This is a genomic window from Xanthomonas sp. NCPPB 1325 (genome assembly GCF_041477645.2).
Lineage (GTDB): Bacteria > Pseudomonadota > Gammaproteobacteria > Xanthomonadales > Xanthomonadaceae > Xanthomonas > Xanthomonas cannabis.
On record NZ_CM192985.1, the window covers coordinates 4247373 to 4270363 of the forward strand.

The 22991-nt window shown below is 66.0% G+C and carries 24 protein-coding genes and 1 pseudogene; 15 read left to right on the plus strand and 10 right to left on the minus strand.

The window, feature by feature from the left end; translation table 11 throughout:
* Positions 1 to 131 precede the first annotated feature (131 nt).
* On the plus strand, positions 132 to 515 hold the full coding sequence (locus ACCQ10_RS17930) for a response regulator (RefSeq protein ID WP_039405835.1): 384 nt from the start codon (positions 132 to 134) through the stop codon (positions 513 to 515).
* On the opposite strand, the gene ACCQ10_RS17935 is transcribed toward ACCQ10_RS17930, so the two are convergent.
* Positions 509 to 766: a hypothetical protein gene (locus ACCQ10_RS17935; protein ID WP_372361457.1), complete on the minus strand. Its 258-nt coding sequence runs from the start codon at positions 764 to 766 to the stop codon at positions 509 to 511. The genes ACCQ10_RS17930 and ACCQ10_RS17935 overlap by 7 nt on opposite strands.
* Positions 766 to 2046 (minus strand): sigma-54-dependent transcriptional regulator, encoded by a 1281-nt coding sequence (locus ACCQ10_RS17940; protein ID WP_184555780.1) that lies wholly within the window; start codon positions 2044 to 2046, stop codon positions 766 to 768. Before ACCQ10_RS17940 ends, ACCQ10_RS17935 begins: the two co-directional genes overlap by 1 nt.
* A 529-nt stretch (positions 2047 to 2575) precedes the next feature.
* On the opposite strand from ACCQ10_RS17940, the gene ACCQ10_RS17945 reads away from it, so the two are divergent.
* From ACCQ10_RS17945 to cydB, 3 genes are all read left to right on the plus strand, one after another.
* Positions 2576 to 2857, plus strand: coding sequence for a hypothetical protein (locus tag ACCQ10_RS17945; protein ID WP_047694764.1), 282 nt, complete (start codon positions 2576 to 2578; stop codon positions 2855 to 2857).
* Positions 2858 to 3106: 249 nt separating this feature from the next.
* The gene (locus ACCQ10_RS17950) at positions 3107 to 4516 is read left to right on the plus strand and encodes a cytochrome ubiquinol oxidase subunit I (protein WP_372361458.1); all 1410 of its coding nucleotides are present in this window, start codon (positions 3107 to 3109) and stop codon (positions 4514 to 4516) included.
* Positions 4507 to 5529 (plus strand): cytochrome d ubiquinol oxidase subunit II, encoded by a 1023-nt coding sequence (gene cydB, locus ACCQ10_RS17955; protein ID WP_372361459.1) that lies wholly within the window; start codon positions 4507 to 4509, stop codon positions 5527 to 5529. Before ACCQ10_RS17950 ends, cydB begins: the two co-directional genes overlap by 10 nt.
* 139 nt (positions 5530 to 5668) lie before the next feature.
* On the opposite strand, the gene ACCQ10_RS17960 is transcribed toward cydB, so the two are convergent.
* Positions 5669 to 5860, minus strand: a complete 192-nt coding sequence (locus ACCQ10_RS17960) for a hypothetical protein (RefSeq protein ID WP_372361460.1) — start codon at positions 5858 to 5860, stop codon at positions 5669 to 5671.
* 143 nt (positions 5861 to 6003) lie between these two features.
* On the minus strand, positions 6004 to 6645 hold the full coding sequence (locus ACCQ10_RS17965; RefSeq protein WP_372361461.1) for a DUF6766 family protein: 642 nt from the start codon (positions 6643 to 6645) through the stop codon (positions 6004 to 6006).
* 231 nt (positions 6646 to 6876) lie between these two features.
* Here ACCQ10_RS17965 and ACCQ10_RS17970 point away from each other — a divergent pair, with 231 nt between their 5' ends.
* The 6 genes from ACCQ10_RS17970 to ACCQ10_RS17995 all read left to right on the plus strand — a co-directional run bounded on the left by ACCQ10_RS17970 (position 6877) and on the right by ACCQ10_RS17995 (position 14822).
* Complete coding sequence (locus tag ACCQ10_RS17970) at positions 6877 to 7743, plus strand: SDR family oxidoreductase (protein WP_372361462.1); 867 nt, start codon at positions 6877 to 6879, stop codon at positions 7741 to 7743.
* 491 nt (positions 7744 to 8234) lie between these two features.
* Positions 8235 to 9416, plus strand: coding sequence for a UDP-glucose 4-epimerase GalE (galE, locus tag ACCQ10_RS17975; protein WP_372361463.1), 1182 nt, complete (start codon positions 8235 to 8237; stop codon positions 9414 to 9416).
* 34 nt (positions 9417 to 9450) lie between these two features.
* Positions 9451 to 10635, plus strand: a complete 1185-nt coding sequence (locus tag ACCQ10_RS17980) for a glycosyltransferase family 1 protein (RefSeq protein WP_372361464.1) — start codon at positions 9451 to 9453, stop codon at positions 10633 to 10635.
* A complete protein-coding gene (glf, locus tag ACCQ10_RS17985; RefSeq protein WP_372363169.1) occupies positions 10635 to 11807 on the plus strand; it encodes a UDP-galactopyranose mutase in 1173 nt (390 codons plus the stop codon). The genes ACCQ10_RS17980 and glf overlap by 1 nt, the downstream gene beginning before the upstream one ends.
* Positions 11808 to 11895: 88 nt before the next feature.
* Positions 11896 to 13047: a beta-glucosidase gene (locus tag ACCQ10_RS17990; protein WP_372361465.1), complete on the plus strand. Its 1152-nt coding sequence runs from the start codon at positions 11896 to 11898 to the stop codon at positions 13045 to 13047.
* Positions 13044 to 14822, plus strand: coding sequence for an ABC transporter ATP-binding protein (locus ACCQ10_RS17995; protein ID WP_372361466.1), 1779 nt, complete (start codon positions 13044 to 13046; stop codon positions 14820 to 14822). Before ACCQ10_RS17990 ends, ACCQ10_RS17995 begins: the two co-directional genes overlap by 4 nt.
* 103 nt (positions 14823 to 14925) lie before the next feature.
* Here ACCQ10_RS17995 and ACCQ10_RS18000 read toward each other — a convergent pair whose 3' ends face one another.
* Together ACCQ10_RS18000 and ACCQ10_RS18005 are read right to left on the minus strand one after the other, a co-directional pair.
* Positions 14926 to 15108: a DUF3606 domain-containing protein gene (locus ACCQ10_RS18000; protein ID WP_039405862.1), complete on the minus strand. Its 183-nt coding sequence runs from the start codon at positions 15106 to 15108 to the stop codon at positions 14926 to 14928.
* Positions 15109 to 15150: 42 nt separating this feature from the next.
* The gene (locus ACCQ10_RS18005) at positions 15151 to 15768 is read right to left on the minus strand and encodes a DUF4142 domain-containing protein (RefSeq protein ID WP_039564012.1); all 618 of its coding nucleotides are present in this window, start codon (positions 15766 to 15768) and stop codon (positions 15151 to 15153) included.
* A gap of 254 nt (positions 15769 to 16022) precedes the next feature.
* On the opposite strand from ACCQ10_RS18005, the gene ACCQ10_RS18010 reads away from it, so the two are divergent.
* Complete coding sequence (locus ACCQ10_RS18010) at positions 16023 to 17186, plus strand: zinc-dependent alcohol dehydrogenase (protein ID WP_372361467.1); 1164 nt, start codon at positions 16023 to 16025, stop codon at positions 17184 to 17186.
* A 175-nt stretch (positions 17187 to 17361) separates the two neighbouring features.
* Here the strand turns inward: ACCQ10_RS18010 and ACCQ10_RS18015 are convergent, their stop codons facing one another.
* Positions 17362 to 17529, minus strand: coding sequence for a hypothetical protein (locus ACCQ10_RS18015; RefSeq protein ID WP_068835607.1), 168 nt, complete (start codon positions 17527 to 17529; stop codon positions 17362 to 17364).
* 448 nt (positions 17530 to 17977) lie between these two features.
* Between ACCQ10_RS18015 and ACCQ10_RS18020 the strand changes: the two genes are divergently transcribed.
* Both ACCQ10_RS18020 and ACCQ10_RS18025 read left to right on the plus strand, forming a co-directional pair.
* Positions 17978 to 18229, plus strand: a complete 252-nt coding sequence (locus ACCQ10_RS18020; RefSeq protein WP_039405871.1) for a YkgJ family cysteine cluster protein — start codon at positions 17978 to 17980, stop codon at positions 18227 to 18229.
* Between the two features lie 9 nt (positions 18230 to 18238).
* A complete protein-coding gene (locus ACCQ10_RS18025) occupies positions 18239 to 18454 on the plus strand; it encodes a hypothetical protein (RefSeq protein WP_372361468.1) in 216 nt (71 codons plus the stop codon).
* Between the two features lie 325 nt (positions 18455 to 18779).
* Here the strand turns inward: ACCQ10_RS18025 and ACCQ10_RS18030 are convergent, their stop codons facing one another.
* From ACCQ10_RS18030 to ACCQ10_RS18040, 3 genes and pseudogenes are all read right to left on the minus strand, one after another.
* Positions 18780 to 19097 (minus strand): hypothetical protein, encoded by a 318-nt coding sequence (locus tag ACCQ10_RS18030; RefSeq protein WP_372361469.1) that lies wholly within the window; start codon positions 19095 to 19097, stop codon positions 18780 to 18782.
* 289 nt (positions 19098 to 19386) lie between these two features.
* Positions 19387 to 19599, minus strand: a pseudogene (locus ACCQ10_RS18035) (hypothetical protein).
* A 165-nt stretch (positions 19600 to 19764) separates the two neighbouring features.
* On the minus strand, positions 19765 to 20697 hold the full coding sequence (locus ACCQ10_RS18040) for a LysR family transcriptional regulator (RefSeq protein ID WP_372361470.1): 933 nt from the start codon (positions 20695 to 20697) through the stop codon (positions 19765 to 19767).
* Between the two features lie 102 nt (positions 20698 to 20799).
* Between ACCQ10_RS18040 and ACCQ10_RS18045 the strand changes: the two genes are divergently transcribed.
* Entirely contained in the window at positions 20800 to 21987 is a 1188-nt protein-coding gene (locus ACCQ10_RS18045) for an MFS transporter (RefSeq protein ID WP_372361471.1), read from the plus strand.
* A 263-nt stretch (positions 21988 to 22250) separates the two neighbouring features.
* Positions 22251 to 22988, plus strand: coding sequence for a DUF3348 domain-containing protein (locus ACCQ10_RS18050; RefSeq protein ID WP_372361472.1), 738 nt, complete (start codon positions 22251 to 22253; stop codon positions 22986 to 22988).
* Positions 22989 to 22991 lie beyond the last annotated feature (3 nt).

Genomic DNA, 22991 nt, shown 5'->3' on the forward strand with positions numbered 1-22991 from the left:
AGCAAACCTCAGGTGTGCCGGCTGCCTTGCACGGACCGGTCTTGGAAGTGCCTGCTTACGCACTGCGTTAACCGCCGCTGCGCGCACCATGTGCCGCGCATCGGCTGATCGCGCGTCGCTCAGGAGGTCACATGCTCGACAATCCGCTCAACGGCCGTCGCATCCTGGTGGTGGAAGACGATTACCTGTTGGCCGAATCGCTCAACGACCTGCTGGTGGAAGCCGGTGTCCGTGTGGTGGGGCCGGTGGGCAACGTCCCAGAAGCGCTGTCGCTGGTCGCCTCGGGCCAGGCCATCGATGGCGCGCTGCTGGACGTCAACGTGCGGGGGCAGGCGGTTTTTCCGGTGGCAGACGCCCTGCTCGAGCGTGGCGTGCCATTCTCGTTCTGCTCTGGCTACGACCGCTACACCCTGCCGCAGCGCTTTGCGCACCTGTCGTACTGCATGAAGCCCTACAACCCGCGCACCATCACCACGCTATTGAGCGACCAGGCGCAAGCGGCCGAGCATCACTGACCGGCGGCATCGTTGCGGGACATGTCGCCTGGCGGCATCTCCGCCTGGAGGCCGTCGGCGCGGTGCTGCGCGCGTTCTTCTTCGCCCAGCTGGTTGAGCAATTCGGTGGCCGATTGATGTGCGTTGCGCAGCGTCTCCAGCGGTTTGGAGGCCTCGCTGCGCAAGGCATACAACGCAAAGCCCATCACATTGAGCCGGTTGCGCAACTGATGCAGCAGCTCGCGCCGCCGTCCCCGCGAAGCGTCGACCACTAGGCGTCCTTGTCGCTGAGGCGATTGTGCAGGGTGCGCACGCTGATCCCCAGCTCGCGTGCGGCCGCCTTCTTGTTGAAGCGCGTGCGCGCCAGCGCCGACTCGATCATGGCGTCCTCGGCCTGGCGCATGGTCCAGCCGGCCGGAATCAGCAACCCGTCTTCGTCGGCCTGCGGCACGGTCTGCTCCACATCCGGTGCACTGAGCAGATCGCCGTCCGAGCGCAGGTACAGATAGTGGATGAACGAGCGCAGCTCGCGCACGTTGCCCGGCCAGGTGTGGTACGCCAGATAGCGCAGCAGCGACTTGGTCGGCAGCTTACGCTTGCCGTACTTGACGTTGAGCTCGTCGATCACCCGCAGCCCCAGCACGCGCGCATCGCCGCGCCGTTCGCGCAACGGCGGCACCTGGATGGGATACTCGTTGAGGCGATAGAACAGGTCCTCACGCAATACCGCCTGCTCGCGCTGCACATGCTGATGGGTGGCCGCCACCACGCGCGCGTCCAGCGGGATCTCTTCGTTCCCGCCCACGCGCATGAAGCTGCGCGACTCGATCGCGCGCAGCAGATACACCTGCAGCCGCTTGGGCATCTCGCCGATTTCATCCAGAAACAGCGTACCGCCCGCCGCCTGCTCCAGAAATCCGGCATGGCGGCGATCGGCACCGGTGAAGCTGCCGCGCTCGTGGCCGAACAACTGGCTGGCCAGCAGCTCTTCCGGGATCGCGCCACAGTTGACCGGCACGAAGCGGCCGCGACGGCCCGACACCCGATGGATGGCACGCGCCACCAGATCCTTGCCGGTGCCGGTTTCGCCGGTCACCAGCACATTCAGATCGGTTGGCGCCACTCGCACGATGTCCTTGCGCAGCATCACGATGCTGTCACTGTTGCCGACGATGCCGAGGTTGCCCTGCTGCGCTTCGCGCAGGCCACCGAGCACCCGCTCCAGGCGCTCGGGTGCAAACGGCTTGGTCAGGAACTCGCTGACACCGAACTGGTGGGCGCGGCCCTGGGTCTCGTAGGCGTAATCGCCCGAGACCACCACGATCTGCGGGGTGTGGTCCGGGTCGAGCCGTTCGATGAGATCGAAACCGCTGCCGTCGGGCAGGCCAACGTCCACGACCAGCAGGTCGGGAAAGTTGCTGTCCAGCCAACGGCTGGCTTCGCCAAGGGTGTGGATGCCCTTGGCACGGAAGCCGCTATCGGTGGCCAACTCCACCACCTGATCGCAGAACTCCACGTCGTCGTCGATGATGGCGCAGGAAAGACGGTCCATGAGCGCTTCTGTCCGCAATGCCTAATACATGTTCAGTTGAGAATTGTGACGGCGGCGCGAAAAAGCGCCTGCGCGTCACCACGAGATTGCACGTTGCGGTCACGACCATCGTGATCGTACGGCGCTCTTCCCCCAAGTCGAGCTCGCCGGAATGATGTGCCAGAAGTACGCACGGCTGCGCTGGAATTTGCCAGTGCCAAGGGTCATGGTTGGGTCCGGTCGCCGTACCGGGAGTGTCGAAACGCCAAACAGTGCAAGGTTTGCTGCCGCTGCAACGCGCGTCGGCGTCAGGTCGTGTGATCGAACCAGTGGATCAGCTCGCTGGTGCGTTGCGGGGCGACGGGATGTGGCCAGCGCCGACGCGAGTGGCCGCAGCTGCAGCCGGAACAGCCCGTTCGATGACGATGTCGGGCCCGCTGGGTTACCCACAGCCTACGCACACTGTGTGGAGAGCGCGTGCACGGCGCGCTCACGTGCCCGTTCCGTGTTGCCGCAGACATTGGCGCCATTGTGTCGCAAGAGGTGTCCCATGCAGGCAGTTTCCGCACATCGCCCGGCCGATGTGCAAGACCAATTGGAGTACTGGCGCGGCGAACATCGCCGCGGACAACTCGGGTATTACCCGTTCGACGGCGTGCCCGATGCCACCGTGCGCGCAGTGTGCGCGGCCTACAACGCCCGCCCGCAGCTCAGCGAACAGGAGGCGATCAAGGCAGTCCGCGATGCGCTGTGCCTGACCCCGGGTTCGATGAACGCTGCACTGGCGGACTGGCTGGCGCCACGCTGCCTGCGTCATCTGCGCAGCGCCTGAGGTCGCCGGCGCTGCGGTGTGGTCTTTGCGCGGTCACCGCCGATTCCCTGCCTTGCGGCTGCGTCCGGTGCGGCACGTCACGCTTTTTGCGGTCGCATGCGCGCACGCTGGCGACAGACGCCCCGACGGCGCGCGCAGCGCCCATGCAGACGGCAACGACGTGCCCCGGTGTCATCTCGCGCCTGCCCGGACCACTACGCCGTGACCACCTGACCGCGCTCACGCGCACCCGGCACTAGGGAGACCCCTGTGGAAGCGCTGCTGCTATCCCGTATCCAGTTTGCCTTTGTCATCTCGTTTCACGTGCTGTTCCCCGCGTTCACCATCGGGCTGGCCAATCTGCTCGGGTTTCTGGAGTGGCGCTGGCTGCGCACGCACGATGCGCTCTGGAAGCGGCTGTATTTCTTCTGGCTGCGCATCTTTGCGGTGTCCTTCGGCATGGGTGTGGTCAGCGGCATCGTGATGGCCTTCCAGTTCGGCGCGAACTGGCCCGAACTCAGCCGCATCGCCGGCAGTGTGATCGGGCCGCTGCTGAGCTACGAGGTGCTGACCGCGTTCTTCCTGGAGGCCAGCTTCCTGGGCGTGATGCTGTTCGGCTGGGGACGCGTCTCGGAGAAGCTGCACTTCTTTGCCACCTGCATGGTGGCGATCGGCACGCTGGTATCCACGTTCTGGATCCTGGCGTCCAACAGCTGGCTGCATACACCGCAGGGCTATGCGATGGTCAACGGCATCGTGCAGCCGGTACGCTGGATGCAGATCATCTTCAACCCCTCGTTTCCGTATCGTCTGGCGCACATGGCGCTGGGCTCGTTCATCACCACCTGCTTCGTGGTGGGCGGCGTGGGGGCGTATTACCTGCGTCGGGGCCTGCATGTGGACGCCGCGGCGCGCATGTTGCGGCTGGCAGTGGCGTTTGCGGCGATCGTGTTGCCGATCCAGGTACTGGTTGGTGACCAGCATGGCTTGAACACGCTCGAGCATCAGCCGTTGAAGGTGGCCGCGATGGAAGCGCACTGGCATCGGCAGGCCGATGGCGCCGGCGTCCCGCTGGTGGTGTTTGCCGTGCCCGATGCCGAGGCCGAGCGCAACGACTACGAGGTGGCGATTCCGCGGCTGGGCAGCGTGATCCTGACCCACACGACCGACGGCGACATCACGCCGTTGACCTCGGTGCCGCGCGATCAGCGACCGCCGGTGGCGCCGGTGTTCTTCGCCTTCCGCATCATGGTGGGATTGGGGATGGCGATGTTGTTGCTGGCCTGGGTGTCTGCGCTTGCCTGGTGGCGCGGGCGCTTGCATGCCAAGGCCCTGGTGCTGGCCTGGAACGTCATGCTGCCGGCCGGTTTCATCGCGCTGGTGGCCGGTTGGTTCGTCACCGAGATCGGGCGGCAACCGTGGGTGATCTATGGGCTGCTACGCACCGCCGACGCGGTGGGTGCGCAGTCCACCGCCACCGTGACGGTGTCGTTGCTGGTGTATGTGCTGGGCTACGCCTTCGTGTTCGGGTTCGGCATCTTCTATCTGGTCAAGCTGGTGCGTGCGGGCCCGCAAGCCAGCCGCGACGGCCCGGACGTGGCCGGCGGCGAGCACACGCCGGCGCGCCCGCTGTCGGCAGCAGATACCGCATTGGAACAGGAGAACACTCCATGGAACTGAGCTACTGGTTGCCGGTGGTGTGGTTCGGCGTGATCGGCTTTGGCGTACTGATGTACGTGGTGCTGGATGGCTTCGTCCTGGGGTTGGGCATGCTGGCACCGTTCGCACGCGACGAGCAGGAGGTGGATCTGATGATGAACACCGCCGCGCCGATCTGGGATGGCAACGAGACCTGGCTGGTGCTTGGCGGGGCCGGTTTGTTCGCCGCCTTTCCGGCGGCCTACGCGGTGATCCTGTCCGGGCTGTACCTGCCGGTGCTGCTGATGGTGATGGCGCTGGTGTTTCGTGGCGTGGCGTTCGAGTTCCGCTTCAAGGCGCAGCGCTCGCGCCGGCTGTGGACGCTGTCCTTCATCGGCGGCTCGATCCTCACCGCCTTCGCGCAGGGCCTCATCCTGGGGGCACTGGTGGAAGGCATGCCGCTGGACAACGGCCGCTACACGGCCGGGGTATTCGGCTGGTTCAGCCCGTTCACCATGCTCACCGGTGCGGCGCTGGTGTTCGGCTACGCCCTGCTCGGCAGCACCTGGCTGATCCTCAAGACCGACGGCCGCACCCACACCCTGGCACGGCAACTCACCAAGCCACTGGTCGGCGTGGTGGTGACATTCGTGGTGCTGGTCAGCGCCTGGCTGCCGTTTCTGAGCTCGCACGTGATGGCGCGCTGGTTCGCGCATGGCAACTTCTGGTGGCTGTCGCCGATTCCGGTGGTCACCGCAGCGGTAGCGCTGGCGTTGTGGCGCAGCAGCGACCGCTCACGCCATGATGCGGTGCCCTTCCTGCTCACGCTGGCCATCTTCGTCCTGGGCTTCATCGGGCTGGTGCTGGGCATGTGGCCGTATCTGGTACCACCGACCTACACCATCTGGCAGGCGGCCGCGCCCACCTCGTCGCAGATGTTTCCGATGGTCGGGCTGATCGTGCTGCTGCCGCTGGTGCTGGGCTATACGGTGTGGTCGTACCGCGTGTTCCGCGGCAAGATCGCGGCCGATGTGGGGTATCACCACCATCACTAAATGTGGCCGCTGAGTGCGGCCGCTGGGTGTGGCCGCAGTGCATCGATCCTGGGTACCGCAGGCATGGCGCCGGGGAATGGGCCCAAAACGCACGGTGCCCGCATCTGCGGGCACCGTGCATGCTGCGCGCTGTGCGGTGTCAGCGCTTTTCCGAGCCGTCCGGACGTTCGTAATCGTGCTCGGGGTCGGCCTTGTTCACATCCGGGTCCTCGTCGGGCATGTCGTGCACCTTCCACTCCACGTTCTCGTTGCGCTTTTCCTGCGGCGTAAACGGCTTGCTCTGATCATCGTCAGGGCCCCACGGCTTTTTCGGTTCGCTACCCACGTTCATCTCCTGCGCGTTCGTCGTGGCCCCAACCTAGGCAGGCGCGCATTGCAACGCGGTGAACGCCGCCGGGTGACGGCGTGAAGTGGTGCGTATCGGCACCAACGGCCGCGCCCGCCTGGCGGCGCCCTGCGAGGGTGCCGTTGCGGTTACCCGCCGGTCTGGGAATGCGGTGCCCGCACCGGCTTGGATTGCGGCGAATCCTTCTGCCGCAGCCAGATGGTCAACACCACCAGCGAGAACACCGCCAGGAATTCGCTCTGCCAGTTCTGCATCGACTCGAACCAGAAGCCGGCGTCGGTGAAATGCGCGAACACGCTGATCGGCGGCAAGCCTTTCTGCGCACGCTCCAGCAGCTCCAGCCGCCAGCTGCCGATCAGATGCAGCACAAAACTCATCAGAAACAGCGCGCCGAACGCAATCGCCAGCGAATGCTCGTACAACCTTAGCCATACGCCGCCTGCGCGTACCGGCCATGGCGCGGTGCCGGGTTTGATCTCGGTGCGCTCCTCTTCGGGATCGAGCGGACGTGATTCGGCCGACCCGACCTGACGCAGCTTGACGGTCAGTAGCACGTACATGCCCATCTGCAGGAATTCGCTCTCCCAGTTCTCGAACAGCGCAGACATGAAGTGCGGACTGTGCAGATAGGCCGCCAGCTGCAAGGTGGGCAGCCCCTGTTCGCGGAGTTCCGCGTTATAGGCATGCAGACCCGCGTAGATCTGACATCCGATAAAGAACAGCGTCAACGCAAGCAGACACAACGACAGCCCGTTACGGCGAAAGAACATGGGTGACCTCCTGCAGGTGCGCGCAGTATCGAGTGCTGCCGGCAAAAGCGCATGAAGGTTTGGTCAAGCGCCAGCAGTGCGTTGCGCGGTACGACCGATGGCGTGAATGCAGCGGCGCGTGTGGGGCTGCCAGCACACGCGCCGCTGACATCGCCTCACCCGGATGTTTACGTCTGCATATCCACACTGGCCGTCAACCCGCGCTTCCACCGCAACCGTCAGGAGACGACCATGCCCGTACCCAACTATCCGCGCCCGCCCTTCAAGCCGCAGCCGCAGAGCTTCCCCGGCCGCACCGACCAGATGGACCCGCGTCCGGACCATGGCGAAGACAGCTATGTCGGTCACGGGCAACTCAAGGGCAAGCGCGCCCTGATCACCGGTGGCGACAGCGGCATCGGCGCGGCGGTGGCCATTGCCTACGCCCGCGAAGGTGCAGACGTGGCAATCGCGTTCCTGCCCGACGAGCAGGAAGATGCGGCCAAGATCGGCGCGCTGATCGAGAAGGCCGGCGTCAAGGCGTTGCTGGTCGGTTGCGACATCAGCGACCCGAGCCAGGCGGCAGCGTTGGTCGACAAGGTCAACAGCACCTTCGGCGGGCTGGATATCCTGGTCAACAATGCCGGCTACCAGAAGTATTTCGAAACCTTCGAGGACATCACGCTGGACGAATGGCGCAAGACCTTCGACACCAACGTGCATGCCGTGTTCAACCTGGTGCGCCTGTCTGCGCCATTGATGACCGATGGTGGCTCCATCATCAACACCGCGTCGGTGCAGTCCAAGAAACCCACGCCGAACATCCTGCCCTATGCCGCCACCAAAGGGGCGCTGGCCAACCTCACCATCGGCCTGGCCGGCGTACTGGCGGAGAAGAACATCCGCGTCAACGCGGTACTGCCGGGGCCGATCTGGACCCCGTTCATTCCCTCCGGTATGGACGATGAGTCGGTAGAGAATTTCGGCTCGCAAACGCCGATGGGCCGGCCCGGTCAGCCGGTGGAACTGGCATCGGCCTACGTGATGCTGGCGTCCGACACGGCCAGCTACACCTCCGGCACCTTGCTGACCATCGCCGGCGGCGCCGTCACGCTCTGACGCCTGCGCGTTGCAGAGCCCGCATCACCGATGAGGTGATGCGGGCTTTTTTGTGTCTGCAGAGATTCATTCCACCCGGTCGCGGCTGCTCGCAACGTCGTGCCAAGCACAGGGCGCGCGCGATCATGCCGGCCCCTATCGACCACACAACCGGTGTACAGCCGGCTTGCGCGACCTGCACTGCATCGGTCGGCCGCTTAACACGGGCGATCGTCAACGCACCGTGCAGATGAGGTTCCGGTCGACGTCGCACTCGCGTGGCACACACCCATCGCTGCGACGGTTCTCACGCGCCGCGGCCTACCGTGGGTGGCGTTGGACAGTGATGCACACACCCCTTCCTCTTGCCCAGACCTGCCCGCCGATGTGCGTGGCACAGGTGCTCTGCACGGCTGGCGCGACATCACGCAACACGCATCGAGACATGCGAGGTGGTGCATCCGCGCCATAGGCAGGCCAGCGCATCCGCGCTCCCCACAAGGCAGACAACTATGAGAATTCTGGTCACCGGCGGCACCGGCTATATCGGCTCGCATACCTGCGTCGAACTGGCACGGCGCGGTCACGAGGTATGCATCGTCGACAACCTCAGCAATTCATCCGAGCGCGTGCTCGACCATCTGCAGCACCTGATGGGCTATCGGCCGGAATTCCACCGCATGGATGTGCGCGCGCCGGAGCTGGCCGAGCTGATGCGCAGCAAACGCATCGGGGCGGTGCTGCATTTTGCCGCGCTCAAGGCGGTGGGCGAATCGGTCCGCGAACCTTTGCTGTACTTCAACAACAACGTGACCGGCACGCTGGCGCTGCTGCGCGCGATGCGCACCGCCAAGGTGGCCAACCTGGTGTTCAGTTCGTCGGCGACGGTGTACGGCGACGCCAATACCAGCCCGATCGAGGAAAGCGCACCGCTGAAGGCGATCAACCCGTATGGCCGCACCAAGCTGATGATGGAAGAGATGATCGGCGACCTGAGTGCGGCCTGGCCGGAATTCAACGCCGCGCTGCTGCGCTACTTCAACCCGGTCGGCGCGCATCCCAGCGGCTACCTCGGCGAGGATCCGCGCGGGGTGCCGAACAACCTGATGCCCTACATTGCGCAGGTAGCGGTCGGTCGTCGCGACGCCTTGCAGGTCTTCGGCGACGACTACCCCACCAACGACGGCACCGGTGTACGCGACTACCTGCACGTGATGGACCTGGCCCGCGCACACGTGGATGCCATCGACTACCTGCAGCGCGAGCGCACGGGCCTGGTGGTGAACCTGGGCACCGGGCGCGGCTATAGCGTGCGCGAGGTGGCGGCCGCGTTCGAGCGCGCCAGTGGCCGGCGCATTCCACTGTGCATCGTGCCGCGCCGTGAGGGCGATGTGGCCGTGTACTTCGCCAGTACCGCACTGGCCAACCGGCTGCTGGGCTGGACGGCCGAGTACGATCTGGACCGCATGTGCCGCGACACCTGGCGTTGGCAGTCGATGCATCCACAGGGCTACGCCAACTCGCGTCTTGCGCGGCAACGCACGCCGTCTGCCATGCCGTCCGCATCGCCCGGGCGCGATGCCGCGCGTGAGCTGGCGGCCCCGGCATGCCGCGCCTTGCCGGCACCGGACACGCGCCGCCGCAGCGAGCCGACACGCGCACTGGTCCTCGCCGACGGCTTCTCCCGCGCATGAGGCGCAGTCACTTCTTTCCTAGCGAGGGCATTTCATGAGTTGGGCAGGTCAGTTTCAATACGCCATCGGCAAGACACGCCGTGCCGTCGCTTCCGACAGCGCACCGCAGTTCGATCCAGGCCGGCCGACGCTGTTATGTCTGTCGCACCTGCGCTGGAGTTTTGTCTATCAGCGCCCCCAGCATCTGATGTCGCGCTTTGCGCACGATGCCAACGTGCTGTTCTGGGAAGAACCCATCGCCTGCGACGAGCCCACCCCATGGCTGCAGGTGCGTGGCGAGGACGGGGGCGTGCACGTGCTGGTACCGCGCCTGCCGGCCGGCTGCGAGGGCGAGGCGGCGGTGCGTGTGCAACGCCAGTTGCTGGATGGCTACCTGGCCGAACTGGGCGTTGCCGATCTGTTGCTGTGGTACTACACGCCGATGAGCCTGGGCTTCAGCGCGCATCTGCAGCCGCGCATCACCGTGTACGACTGCATGGATGAGCTGTCGGCGTTCCGCGGTGCGCCACCGGAGCTGGTCGAACACGAACGCACGCTGTTGCAGCGTGCCGACGTGGTGTTTACCGGCGGCTACAGCATTTGGGAGGCCAAGCGCGCACTGCATGGCAACGCGCATGCCTTTCCCAGCAGCGTGGACGTGGCGCATTTTGCCGCCGCACGCGCGCCGCAACCCGAGCCCGCCGATCAGGCCGGCATCGCGCATCCGCGGCTCGGGTTTTACGGGGTGATCGACGAGCGTTTCGATGTCGCGCTGCTGCGCAGCCTGGCTGCGCAGCGCCCGCACTGGCAGCTGGTGATGATCGGCCCGGTGGTCAAGATCGACCCCTCCGAGCTGCCGCGCGCGGACAACATCCATTATCTGGGCGGCAAGACCTATGACGAACTGCCTGCGTATCTGTCTGGCTGGGACGTGGCACTGATGCCATTTGCGATGAACGCGTCCACACGCTTCATCAGCCCGACCAAGACGCCCGAATACCTGGCCGGCGGCTGCCCGGTGGTGTCCACGCCCATCCGCGACGTGGTGCGCACCTATGGCGATACCGGCGTGGTGCGCATTGCCGACACGGCCGACGCCTTCGTTGCCGCCTGCGAGGTCGCATTGCAGGACAGCGCCGACACCGAGCGCCTGTACGCGACCGCCGACCAGGTGCTGGGCGACATGTCCTGGGACCACACCTACGCATTGATGAAGGAGACACTCTCTTGGAACCAGTGATGCCTCACGGCAGCGCCACACCACCGCGCACCCGGGCGCGGCGCGGCTTCGATTACCTGATCGTCGGTGCGGGATTTGCCGGCAGCGTGCTCGCCGAACGCCTGGCCGCCGGGCTGGGCAAGCGCGTGCTGGTGGTCGACAAGCGCCCGCATATCGGCGGCAACGCCTACGATTTTCATGACGATGCCGGCGTGCTGATCCATCGCTATGGCCCGCACATCTTCCACACCAATGCACAGCGCATCGTCGATTACCTGTCCAACTTCACCCAGTGGCGCCCGTACGAACATCGCGTGCTCGCGCAGGTGGGCGAGCAACAGGTGCCGATTCCGATCAACATGACCACGCTCAATCGCCTGTACGGCTTGCAGCTGACCAGCGAGGACGAGGCGGCGGCGTTTCTGGCCAGCCGCGCCGAGCCGGTGGCGGACATCCGGACCAGCGAGGATGTGGTGATCAACCAGGTGGGGCGCGAGTTGTACGAGACGTTCTTCCGTGGCTATACGCGCAAGCAGTGGGGCCTGGACCCATCGCAGCTGGACAAGTCGGTGACTGCGCGCGTGCCCACGCGCACCAATGACGACGACCGCTATTTCACCGACACCTTTCAGCAGATGCCGCTGCATGGCTATACGCGCATGTTCGAGCGCATGCTCGATCACCCCAACATCAAGGTGATGCTCAATACCGATTTCCGCGAGATCCGCGACGAGCTGGAGTACGACCAGCTGGTGTACAGCGGTCCGGTGGACGAATACTTCGACTATTGCTACGGCAAGCTGCCGTACCGCTCGCTGCGCTTTGAACACAGCACGGTGGAGCAGGAACGGTTCCAGGCGGTGGCGACAGTCAATTATCCGGCCGAGGATGTGGCCTACACCCGCATCACCGAATACAAGCATCTCACCGGCCAGCAGCATCCCAGCACCAGCCTCACCCACGAATACCCGTCGGCCGAGGGCGACCCGTATTATCCGATCCCGCGTGCCGAGAACGCCGAGCTGTACCGCCGCTACGAGCGGCTGGCAGCGGAAACGCCCGATGTCACCTTCCTGGGGCGCCTGGGCACCTACAAGTACTACAACATGGATCAGGTGGTGGGCCAGGCGCTGGCGGTGTACAAGCGCATCGAAGAACGCGCGCAGCACGCGCCGGCCGCGCTGGCGGTCTGACTGGCTCCCCTGCCCTGCAGCAGTCCCGCTGCAGGGCCGTTATCGACGCGATGCCGCCACCAGCGGTGCGCGTGCAGCAGGATGGTAGATGCACACCCCCACAGTGTTCGACAGTTTCTTCATGGCGGGCTTCGAGTGTTCGAGCCACCGCCGTCGCGACGGCCGCCGGCTGGATCTGCTGGCCGGCACCCGGCACGACCGCTGGGCGGCCAACGACTATGCCGCCGTCGGCACGCACGGTCTGCGCACCGCACGCGACGGCCTGCGCTGGCACCTGATCGAGCAGCGTCCTGGCCACTACGACTGGTCCAGCTTCCTGCCGATGCTGCATGCCGCCCAGGCCACCGGCACCCAGGTCATCTGGGACCTGTGCCATTACGGCTGGCCGGACGATGTGGACATCTGGACCCCGCAGTTCGTCGAGCGCTTCGCACGGTTTGCCGCGGCAGCCGCGCAATGCATCAGGAACGAAACCGATGCGGTGCCGTTCTATGCGCCGCTCAACGAGATCTCGTTCTGGGCGTGGAATGGCGGCGATCACGCGCGCATGCATCCGATGGCACGCGGGCGCGGGTTCGAGCTCAAGCACCAGCTGGTGCGCGCCACCATCGCGGCCATCGATGCGGTGCGCCAGGTCGAGCCGCGCGCACGCTTCGTGCAGGTGGATCCGGCCATCCATGTGGCCGCCCCCAACGACCGCCCCGGCCCGCGCCGCGAAGCCGAACGTCTGCGTCTGGCGCAATTCGAGGCCTGGGACATGGTCTGCGGCCGGCAATGGCCGGGGCTGGGCGGTGCGCCGGAGTATCTGGACATCATCGGCGTCAATTACTACTCCGATAACCAGTGGTACCCCGGTGGCACGCCGATCCTGCGCAGTTCGCCGGATCACCGCGCGTTCTCGTCCATCCTGGGCGAGTTCTGGCAGCGCTACCAACGCCCGATGATCGTGGCTGAAACCGGTGCCGAGGCCGACCAACGCGCCCCCTGGCTTGCGCATGTCTGCGACGAAGTGGCGCTGGCCCTGCAGCACGGCGTGGCCATGGAAGGGATCTGCCTGTATCCGGTGCTGGACTACCCTGGCTGGGACAACTACCGGCATTGCCCCACCGGCCTGCTCGGCTACGCCGATGAACACGGCCAGCGCCCCGTCGATGCCCGCCTGGCGGCGCAGCTCAGGCGCGAACACGACCGCTTCGGCCTGCGTGCACCGCAGTTCCCGCTTGCGGACATGGCCACGTGAGCACATCCACCCGGCCGGACCTGTTGCGGGATACGCCGGCGCGCTTCCTGTGGCACTACATCTGCCAACGTCCCTGGCACTTCGGCGGCCTGCTGGTGCTGATCATCGGTGCGGCCGGTTGCGCGGTGACGGTGCAATACGGCATGAAGATGCTGGTCGATGCAATGGCCACCGAGCAGCGCGAGCACGCCGATGTGTGGCTGCCGCTGGGCTTGTTCATCGGCCTGATTGCAGTGGAAAACCTGTTCTGGCGGCTGGGCGGCTGGCTGGGGTGCCGCACCGTGGTGGCCAGCGTGGTGGATATCCGGGTAGACCTGTTCCGCCACCTCACCGGCCACCCGATGCGCTATTTCACCGAGCACTTTGCCGGCGCGCTGGGCAACCGCATCTCCGCACTTGGCGGCGCGGCCGGGCAGATCTACGGCGGGCTGGCCTGGAAGATCCTGCCGCCTATCGTGGATTTCATCGGAGCCGTCGTGTTGCTGTTGACCGTGGACTGGCGCATGGCGGCTACCTTGATCGGCTTTGTTGCGCTGGTGGCGGCCATCATCACCAGCTTCGGCATCCGCGGGCGTGCCAAGCATCAGCGGTTTGCCGCGCAGGCCGCGCGGGTGGGCGGCGAGCTGGTGGATGCGGTGTCCAATGTCTGGACGATTAAGGCATTTGCCGCACGCGATCGCGAAAGCGCGCGCCTGGCCGAACAGATCGGCCACGAAGCGGTCGCACATCGGCGCAGCTGGATGTACGTGGAAAAAGCCCGCGTGATCCACGACATCTGCCTGTCGCTGATGGCCGGCGGCATGCTGCTGTGGGCGATCAGCATGTGGCGCGGCGGCGCGGTCAGTGCCGGCGACGTGGTGCTGGTCAGCGCATTGACCTTCCGCATCCTGCACGGCTCGCGCGATCTGGCGTTGACCCTGGTGGACACCACCCAGCAGCTGGGCGCGATCGCCGACACCTTGCAGATCATCCTGCAGCCGCATGCCATCGTCGATACGGATGCGCCGCTGGCGCTGGCCGAAGGCGATGTGCGTTTCGAGCAGGTGCGCTTTGCCTATCCCGAGCGCGAGGCAGTGCTTGATGGGGTGGACCTGCATATTCCCGCCGGCCAGAAGGTGGGCATCGTCGGTCCGTCCGGTGCCGGTAAATCCACCCTGATCGCGCTGATCCAGCGTCTGGACGATGTGGAATCCGGCCGCGTGCTGATCGACGGGCAGGATATCCGCAGCGTCAGCCAGGACAGCCTGCGTGAAAAGATCGCGGTGGTGCCGCAGGAAACGGCGCTGTTCAACCGCAGCATCGGCGACAACATCCGCTATGGCCGTCCCGACGCCACCGACGCGGAGGTCCACCAGGCCGCGCGGCATGCGTTCTGCGATGGCTTCATCCGCCAGCTGCCGGAGGGCTACGACACCCAGGTCGGCGAGCGCGGGGTGATGCTCTCTGGTGGGCAGCGCCAGCGGCTGGGCATTGCGCGCGCATTTCTGAAGGATGCGCCGATCCTGATCCTCGACGAAGCCACCTCGGCGCTGGATACCGAGTCGGAAGCGGAAATCCAGGCGGCGCTGGATCACCTGATGCGCGACCGCACCGTGCTGGCAGTGGCGCACCGCCTGTCCACCGTGATCGGCTTCGACCGCATCGTGGTGCTGCAGGACGGCCGCGTGGTGGAAGACGGCGCACCGGCGGCGCTGCGTGGGCGTGGCGGTGTGTTCGATGGCCTCTGGCAGCGGCAGGCGGCCGGCTTCGAACAACTCTTGTCCGCAGCAACCTAGTGCGCTGCGGCAACGACTGCGGGCTGCTGCAGGGTGCTATCCCACTGAACATCGCACACACGACAGGCAGCCGAGGCTGCCTGTCGTGTGTGCATCGCTCCGCTCAGTGCGGTGGCCGGTAGTCGCGTAGCTGGGTGGTGACGTTGCCGATTTCCTGCACCGCTTTCTTGAGGTCGTCTTCGGACATCCCCAATTCGCGCGCCCAGTACTGCAACTCCCATTCCTCGCTGATGCTGACCGTGTGCATGTCGGTGGGTTGCCGGTTTGCGTCCTGTGGTTCGCCCATGGCGATCTCCGCTCTCGATCCCGCAGAAGGTGCGGGCCCGCCTCAGTGCGGCGGGGTCTGCTTGGTGCTCAGGGTCTTGGCATGTTCCAGATGCTCGGCGATGGTCTCGCGTGCACGCTGCAGTTCCTTGCCCAGGTCGCTGGAGCCAGGCTCGCTGCTCAGCTGTGCATCGAGTAGCGTCAACGCCTGCTCGTGACTGCTGATGGCGGTCTGCAGGTACTGCTTTTCGAACGCCTGGCCATGCAGCGATTCCAGCTGGTCGCGTGCTGCCTTGGAACGCACGGACGCTGCCTGCCCCAGGCTGCCGCTGCGATCGGGTGCGAACCGGCTGAGATCGGTCAGTGCGGCACTGTGCGCTTCGTCCATCTTGCGCGCAAAGTCCAGCACTTCGCCTTCCACGCCCTTGACTACGGCCAGCTGCGCCAGCGTGCGCTCCTGCTCGTTGAAGATCGCCAGTGCGCCCAGCGCCTGCTTGCGGTCTCGCGCATCGCCCACGCTGTCACGCAACGGGTCGCCATGCGGCGGCGTTGCGCCGATGGCGGCCTGCCCACTCTGTCGATCCTGCTGTGCGCCCTCGTTCGCCTGGCCCTGGCGGCGTTGCCACGCCTTGTAGGCCACATAGCCCACAGCGCCGGCGGTCACCATCTTGAAAAGTCCCATGCATGTCTCCTTGAGTGGTCGCCGTCTGGCGATCGTTGATTGTCGGTTTGCCCACTGCAGGCGGGCTCGCGTGCAGTACGGCGTGGACATCCAGCGTGCGAGTGCGTGGGTTATCCAGCCGTGACTTGCACATCAACGGCGCGTGGCCGCGGGCATCGTGCACACCATGCCCACGCACCGTGCTGACGTCCTTAACGCACGTGCCCGAACACTGTTGTGCGTTGCCGCAACCTACGGCTCAACAGGAGATCGATATGCTTGCCCTCAACTATCACGGCTCACGCGATGTGCGGGTCGAAACCGTGCCGGACCCGGTGCTGGTGGAACGCGATGACCTGATCCTGCGCGTCACCGCCACTGCCATCTGCGGATCGGATCTGCATCTGTACCGCGGCAAGATTCCGGATCTGCGGCATGGCGACATCCTCGGCCACGAATTCATGGGCATCGTCGAAGACGTCGGCCCGGACGTGACCGCTGTCAAACGCGGCGACCGGGTGGTGATTCCGTTCGTGGTGGCCTGCGGGCAGTGCTTCCATTGCATGCTGCAGGAATTTTCTGCCTGCGAAACCACCAACACCGGCAAGGGCGCCGCGCTCAACCACAAGGACATGCGCCCGCCTGCGGCCTTGTTCGGTTTCAGCCACCTGTATGGCGGGCTCTCCGGCGGCCAGGCCGAATATGTGCGCGTCCCCAAGGCCAATGTCGGGCCGCTGGTGGTGCCCGATGCACTGCACGACGAGCAGGTGCTGTTCCTGTCCGACATCCTGCCCACCGGCTATCAGGCTGTGGTCGATGCCGGGGTCAAGCAAGGCTCCACGGTGGCGATCTTCGGCGCCGGCCCGGTCGGCCTGATGGCCGCGGCATGCTGCCGCATGCTCGGCGCCGAGCGCATCTTCATGGTCGACCGGCATGCCTATCGCCTGGATTTCGCGTCCAAGGCCTATGGCGTGATTCCGATCAATTTCGATGAGATCGACGACCCGGCCGATGTGATCGTGTCGCAGACGGACGGCCGCGGTGTGGATGCCAGTATCGAAGCGGTCGGCTTCGAGGCCGAGGGCAGTGCGCTGGAAACCACGCTCACCAACTTGAAGCTGGAGGGCAGCAGCGGCGTGGCGATCCGCCAGTGCATCGCCGCCACCCGGCGCTGCGGCGTGGTCAGCGTGCCGGGTGTGTACGCCGGTTTCATCCACGCCTTCATGTTCGGCGATGCATTCGACAAGGGACTGAGCTTCAAGATGGGCCAGACCCACGTGCAGAAGCACATGCCGCATCTGCTCGAACGCATCGGCAATGGCGATCTCAAGCCCAGCGCCATCATCAGCCACCGCATGCCGCTGGCTGATGCAGCGCGCGGCTATGAGGTGTTCGACAGGAAGCAGGACGATTGCCGCAAGGTGGTGTTGACGCCGTAAACCTCGGCTAGACGGACGAACAAAGGCGCGGTCACCGACCGCGCCTTTGTTGTTTTCGCTCCTCAACTGGTGCCGTGCGATGCGGCGTAAAACTCGCTACGCAAACATCGGCATACCTGCATGCCGGGCGATGCGCACACGCCGCCTCGCGCAAGCGACGTCTGTGTGCAGTCGCTCAGTCCAGCGGTTTTGCAGGCACAAACGGCGATACCGGATCACTGGCCGGGAAGGTTTCTTCCACCGCCTCGTCCTGCAGCGCGTCCTGCTTCTTCTTGTCGCTGTGGTCCTGATCGTGGCCTGTGGCCTGATCGTGTGCAGACGGAATCTGATTGGATGGGCTCATACCTGTCTCCTGTGACGTGCATCGGTACTGCCCACGCTACGGCGCCGCAGCGATGGCACAGGTGAAAACCGTCTTCGCATGGGCGCGACAAAGGCAACCGTTGGCAACGCCGCCGCAGTGTGCGTTTCGGCTTCTGTGTGACAGACGGCATGACCAGCACGAACGGGCGTCAACGGTGCATCGCCAATATATTTGCCGAGATCGCGATGGACGCAGCAATCCCCAATGTGCGGCACGCTGGATGGGGCGATGTGTCCCTGACGTTGCGTTCTTGCCCGGCGTCGCTGCCGCCTGACACGCGCGGCACCAGGCGCAGGTTCACATCCTGGCGCGCCCAAGGTGTATGGTGCCAGTGCGCCTGACGCCCGGCGCCGCCCTCATTCTCTCTGGCCTCCCCATCAAGAATCTCTGCGAACGCTGCGACGCCGTCTGTTGCCGGCTCACCGTCATGGTCGATCCTTCCGACCGCATCCCCAACCACCTGACCAGCGTGACACCGGAAGGTTGGCACGTGATGGCGCGCGATGAAGAAGGGTGGTGCGTGGCGATCGATGCGGCGCGGATGTGCTGCTCGATCTACGACACGCGACCGGCCATCTGCCGGCGTTTCGTCATGTCCGGCCCGTATTGCCGCGACGTGCGTGCCACCTACGACGATCAACGCCGGCGGGGCATCCCCTTGACGCTCTACAACGCATGAGGATTCGCGATGAATAACTCCCGCCGCCAGTCGATGACCGTCAGCAATCAACCCGGCAAGCCGCGCCTGTCCGAACAGCGCCTGGCCGCCGATCTGGAAGCATTCCAGCAGTCCGGCGGTGCGATCGAACGCCTGGGCGATACCCCGCTGCGGCGCGAGAAGACGCGCGGTGCGTCGGCAGCGATACCAGCAACACCGGTCAAGTCGGGCGCTGACGCGGAATAGACCTGCGTTGGAGCACAGGCGGTGGGCGTCTCGCCACGCTGCGTTGTGGTTCCAGCGCTAGGGCCTGCTTGAGGGCCCACCGACTTATCCTGCGAATAGGTACTGCGCCGTAGCCGGTGCACGTATGCGTTGCAGGTGGGAGGGCGTGAACACCGGCATGTCGGTAAGGCCGCCATTGTTGACCCCCGAGTGCCTCACCAGGCGCGCCAGCGCAATGTCGGGCGACCACAGCGCGGCATGACAGACATGCATCGCGCCCTCGAGGCGCAGGCTGCGCGCGCCGATCCATCACATCACGCCATCACCCCTGGTCGATCAGCGGGCCTTACGCAAGCGCAGCGTCTGCACAGCCGCTGTTTACATCGCCGCCGCGCGACACAGCCGCCTGCTGCCGCCGCGTCGCCAGGTAATGCCGCCACCGCGCATTCAATGCATCACACAGCTGCTCGGCTACCACCGACTCGTGTGCACTGGCCAGATTGAACTCACGGTGCCAGTGGATGCCCGTCTGCCCGCCCGGCCAGGGTGCCATCCGGTAGCCTTGCGGCAGCGCAAGCTCGGGGAGCGTGGCGCCGCACAGCATCTGCCCGTCATGCGGCCCGCCAACCAGATGCACCCGCACGCCTTCTCCTGCTTCATTCACAACCAAGCTCCTCAACGAGGTGCCGGACGTCCGCATCCGGCACGGGTGTTGGGGGCGCCATTGCGGGGGGACTGCAACACCTCCGTGTGCAGCCTCACACTCAGCGCATCGCCCGATGGCGCCCCGATCGGCACTGCGTGATCGAACCAGACCACGTAATGCCATCGACGCCACTACGATAAAAACGGGCGCAGCAGCCGTGCGTGAACACGGCAGAAAAATTCAGTGATGGCGTGCCCGGATCGGTCGATCAAGTGGCACAACGCAGGCGACGCGCGGCACCAGGCGGTTACAGCAACTGCGCGTGATCGATCGCGCCCAGCCCTTGTGCCAGGGAGGCCATTTCGTTGGCCAGGTCGATCAGGTTGCCGCCAGCCTGCGCCGCGATGCCCATGATGCGTTGGTACGCATCTCAGAAGTCCGGGCCGCTGCCGTAGGCAGCATGGAACCCTTGCAGCTCCAAGACCAGCAGATCGGACACCTGCATGTCGGAGTGGTCCATTGCGTCACCTCGCTGGGGAATTCCCCGGCCCGCAGCTTATACCCGTTCATTTGACAGAACCGGGTCAGCCAGACGACCGGGCGGGCGGCGCTGAATCGGTCAGGCAGCGCGGCCGACGCCACCGTCGTGGCGGAACCTCCCATGCGCCACGCCATCCGCTGCGGCTCAGGCATGCATGCGTGCCGCCCGGGTGGCGCCGCGCAGCCCCTGCTCCAGACATTCCAGCAAGCGGCTCACCTTGGGCAGCAGCTGCCGTGCGCGCATCCACACCAGATGCAGCGGCAGGCCATCGGTATCGCACTGCGGCAGCACCGTGACCAGACTGCCGCGCTGCAGATGGTCATCGATCAGCCAGGTCGGCAATTGTGCGATGCCCAGGCCGGCGGCCACCGCATCCACCTGTGCCTCGGCATTGCCCAGCACCACGTGTCCGTGCATCGGCCGTTGTTCCACCGGTCCTTCGTCGTGGCGTAGCAGCCAGGGGCTGCTGCTGCCATCGGCCTTGGCGTAGATCACCGCCGCGTGGTTCACCACCTCGTCGATGCGCTGCGGCGTGCCGCGCTGCGCCAAGTACTGCGGCGCCGCGCAGAACACGTAGGTTTCGTGGCCGAGATAGCGGTGGCCCAGGCTGCCGGGCCACTGCTCCGGCCCGCCGATCCGCACGGCCACGTCGATGCCCTCCTCGGCCATGTCGACGAAGCGGTCGGTAAACGACAGGCTCGGCTGCAGGCCGGGATGCTGCTGAAAGAACGGCAACAGCACCGGCAGCACCTTGCGCCGGCCAAAGCTCACCGGCACATCCAGCCGCAACCGGCCGGTGGGCGCCTGGCCTTCGGCGCGCAGCACGTGCTCGGCGTCCTCCAGTTCGTCGAGCACCTTGACGCACACCCGATAGAACGCCGCGCCGGCATCGGTCAGCTCCAGCCGCCGGGTGGTCCGTGCGAACAGGCGCACGCCCAGGCGCGCCTCCAGCCGGGCAATCGCCTTGCCGACCGCTGAGCTAGTCAGGCTGAGGCGCTCGGCAGCGGCGGTGAAGCTGCCGGCGTCGGCAGCGCCGACGAAGACGTCGATGCCCTTGACGCGTTCGGAAGGATGCATGTTGACCTATTAAAGAAATTGAATCCGTAATGTACGGAAAATACTCCCGATATACGACTTCAGTTCTTTCTTACCATGGCCGGCCCCATTCCGGCCGATGCCATGCCTGCTCCCCCTTCCCTTCCAGCGACCAGCCCCGCCGCCACCGGGCGCAGCGGGCTGGCGATCTTCATCCTGGCGTTTGCCGCATTCGTGATCGTCACCACCGAGTACCTGATCGTCGGTCTGTTGCCCGGTCTGGCGCGCGACATGGGCATCTCGATCTCCGCTGCCGGCCAGCTGGTGACGTTGTTCGCCTTCACGGTGATGCTGTCCGGCCCGCCGCTGACCGCCTGGCTGTCGCACCTGGACCGCAAGCGCCTGTTCGTGGCGATCCTGCTGGTGTTCGCGGTGTCCAACGCCGTAGCTGCGCTGGCGCCCAACATCTGGGTGCTGGCGGTCGCGCGCTTTCTCCCGGCGCTGGCATTGCCGGTGTTCTGGGGCACTGCCAGCGACACCGCCGGGCAACTGGCCGGCCCGCAACAGGCCGGGCAAGCGGTGTCGCGGGTGTATCTGGGCATTTCGGCGGCGCTGCTGTTCGGCATCCCGCTGGGCACGGTGGCGGCCAACAGCATCGGCTGGCGCGGCGCGTTCTGGAGTCTGGCGGCGCTGTCGCTGGCGATGGCCGCCGCGTTGGCGCTGTGGATGCCGACGGTGGCGCGCACCGAACGGGTCAACCTGCGCCAGCAGGCCGGGATCTTCACCGAGCGCTTTTTCCTGGCCAATGTGGCGTTGTCGGTGGTGGTGTTCACCGCCATGTTCACCGCCTACACCTATCTGGCCGACCTGCTCGAACGCAACGTGGGCGTGCCGGCGGCAAACGTCGGCTGGTGGCTGATGGGGTTCGGTGCGGTCGGCCTGATCGGCAATTGGTTGGGTGGCCGGGTGGTGGACCGCTCACCGCTGCGCGCCACGGCGGTGTTCCTGCTGTTGCTCGCGTTGGGCATGGCGTTGTGCGTGCCGGTGGCCGGCACCGGCGTGCTGCTCTGTCTGACTCTGGCGATCTGGGGCATTGCGTATACCGCGCTGTTTCCGATCAGCCAGGTGCGGGTGATGCAGTCGGTCGGCCATTCGCAGGCATTGGCCGGCACCACCAACGTGTCCGCTGCCAATGCCGGCATCGGCGTCGGCGCCATCATCGGCGGGCTGGCGATTCCGGTCTGGGGCCTGGGCAGCATCGGCTACGTCGCCGCGGCGGTCGCCGCGCTGGGGGTGGTGCTGATTCCGCTGGTGCACCGCGCCCGGCGGTGAGTGGCGCCTGTGGCAAGGCTGCGCCCGGGCCATCAGGTGGCACGCGCCCCCCATGGCAGCGGGTGACGCGCTGATCGGCGCAGGTGGCGCGCATGTGCCCTGCCACCAGCGCGCCCGGCGACCTGGAGCTGCCCCGCAGCGCCCCCTGACAGCACTGCACGCCAGCCCCTGCTGAATGCCGCCAGCCCAGGCAGCGTGGGCCTGGGCGCGGCGGCGGTGGCGCGCGCATTCCCGTGTAAAATGCGCGGTCTTTGACCGGAACAATGGCGAAAGCTGCTCCACGGGCGCCCCTCTCGGGCCCGGCGTTCATTCGCCTGCTCGCACGCCTCAGCGATGTCCGCGTCGCCCAGTCCAACCACGCGCTGGCCGACCGGCTGAGCCAATGGATCGACTGGACGCGCGCAGTGGCCGTGTCCAAGGCGCTGGATGGCAAGCTGCCCGACACCGATGACCTGCCCGAGCCGCGCCCGCTCGATGCCGACGCCTGCGCCCGCGTGCGCGCCGGTCTGGCAACCAGCAGCGTGGCGGATCTGGATGCGCTGGTGGCACGTTTGCGCACCGAAGCACGTGCTGCCACCGAGGCGGGCGCGGCGCCGCCGGTGCCCGACTATGCCCCGTTCCGGCAGCATTACCTGGCCATGCAGCGCGCCATGCGCACCGCCACCGGCGATCTGCGCGGGCGGCTGCGCGACCTGCTGACGCTGGTCTCCAGCGAAATGGCTCGGCTGGCCGAAGTGGATGCGGTGATGGAGCTGACCCTGAGCCCGCGCGAGCAGACCCTGTTGAACACCGTGCCCAGCCTGCTCGGCGCGCATTTCGAACGCCTGCGCCATGCCGCGCAGGCGCATCACCCGCCAAGCGATGACCAGGCCGCCGCGCGCGCGGTGTCCGATGGCTGGCTGGATGTTTTTCGCAAGGACATGCAGAGCGTGTTGCTCGCCGAACTGGATGTTCGTTTTCACCCGATCGAAGGCCTGCTTGCAGCGCTTCGTACCCGCTAACTG

What these genes read in the sequence shown, in the direction of transcription:
- ACCQ10_RS17930 (WP_039405835.1), top strand. Translation starts at nt 132, where the DNA reads ATGCTCGACAATCCGCTCAACGGCCGTCGCATCCTGGTGGTGGAAGAC.
- ACCQ10_RS17940 (WP_184555780.1), bottom strand. Translation starts at nt 2,046, where the DNA reads ATGGACCGTCTTTCCTGCGCCATCATCGACGACGACGTGGAGTTCTGC.
- ACCQ10_RS17945 (WP_047694764.1), top strand. Translation starts at nt 2,576, where the DNA reads ATGCAGGCAGTTTCCGCACATCGCCCGGCCGATGTGCAAGACCAATTG.
- cydB (WP_372361459.1), top strand. Translation starts at nt 4,507, where the DNA reads ATGGAACTGAGCTACTGGTTGCCGGTGGTGTGGTTCGGCGTGATCGGC.
- ACCQ10_RS17960 (WP_372361460.1), bottom strand. Translation starts at nt 5,860, where the DNA reads ATGAACGTGGGTAGCGAACCGAAAAAGCCGTGGGGCCCTGACGATGAT.
- ACCQ10_RS17965 (WP_372361461.1), bottom strand. Translation starts at nt 6,645, where the DNA reads ATGTTCTTTCGCCGTAACGGGCTGTCGTTGTGTCTGCTTGCGTTGACG.
- ACCQ10_RS17970 (WP_372361462.1), top strand. Translation starts at nt 6,877, where the DNA reads ATGCCCGTACCCAACTATCCGCGCCCGCCCTTCAAGCCGCAGCCGCAG.
- galE (WP_372361463.1), top strand. Translation starts at nt 8,235, where the DNA reads ATGAGAATTCTGGTCACCGGCGGCACCGGCTATATCGGCTCGCATACC.
- ACCQ10_RS17980 (WP_372361464.1), top strand. Translation starts at nt 9,451, where the DNA reads ATGAGTTGGGCAGGTCAGTTTCAATACGCCATCGGCAAGACACGCCGT.
- glf (WP_372363169.1), top strand. Translation starts at nt 10,635, where the DNA reads ATGCCTCACGGCAGCGCCACACCACCGCGCACCCGGGCGCGGCGCGGC.
- ACCQ10_RS17990 (WP_372361465.1), top strand. Translation starts at nt 11,896, where the DNA reads ATGCACACCCCCACAGTGTTCGACAGTTTCTTCATGGCGGGCTTCGAG.
- ACCQ10_RS18000 (WP_039405862.1), bottom strand. Translation starts at nt 15,108, where the DNA reads ATGGGCGAACCACAGGACGCAAACCGGCAACCCACCGACATGCACACG.
- ACCQ10_RS18005 (WP_039564012.1), bottom strand. Translation starts at nt 15,768, where the DNA reads ATGGGACTTTTCAAGATGGTGACCGCCGGCGCTGTGGGCTATGTGGCC.
- ACCQ10_RS18010 (WP_372361467.1), top strand. Translation starts at nt 16,023, where the DNA reads ATGCTTGCCCTCAACTATCACGGCTCACGCGATGTGCGGGTCGAAACC.
- ACCQ10_RS18015 (WP_068835607.1), bottom strand. Translation starts at nt 17,529, where the DNA reads ATGAGCCCATCCAATCAGATTCCGTCTGCACACGATCAGGCCACAGGC.
- ACCQ10_RS18020 (WP_039405871.1), top strand. Translation starts at nt 17,978, where the DNA reads ATGGTCGATCCTTCCGACCGCATCCCCAACCACCTGACCAGCGTGACA.
- ACCQ10_RS18025 (WP_372361468.1), top strand. Translation starts at nt 18,239, where the DNA reads ATGAATAACTCCCGCCGCCAGTCGATGACCGTCAGCAATCAACCCGGC.
- ACCQ10_RS18040 (WP_372361470.1), bottom strand. Translation starts at nt 20,697, where the DNA reads ATGCATCCTTCCGAACGCGTCAAGGGCATCGACGTCTTCGTCGGCGCT.
- ACCQ10_RS18045 (WP_372361471.1), top strand. Translation starts at nt 20,800, where the DNA reads ATGCCTGCTCCCCCTTCCCTTCCAGCGACCAGCCCCGCCGCCACCGGG.
- ACCQ10_RS18050 (WP_372361472.1), top strand. Translation starts at nt 22,251, where the DNA reads ATGGCGAAAGCTGCTCCACGGGCGCCCCTCTCGGGCCCGGCGTTCATT.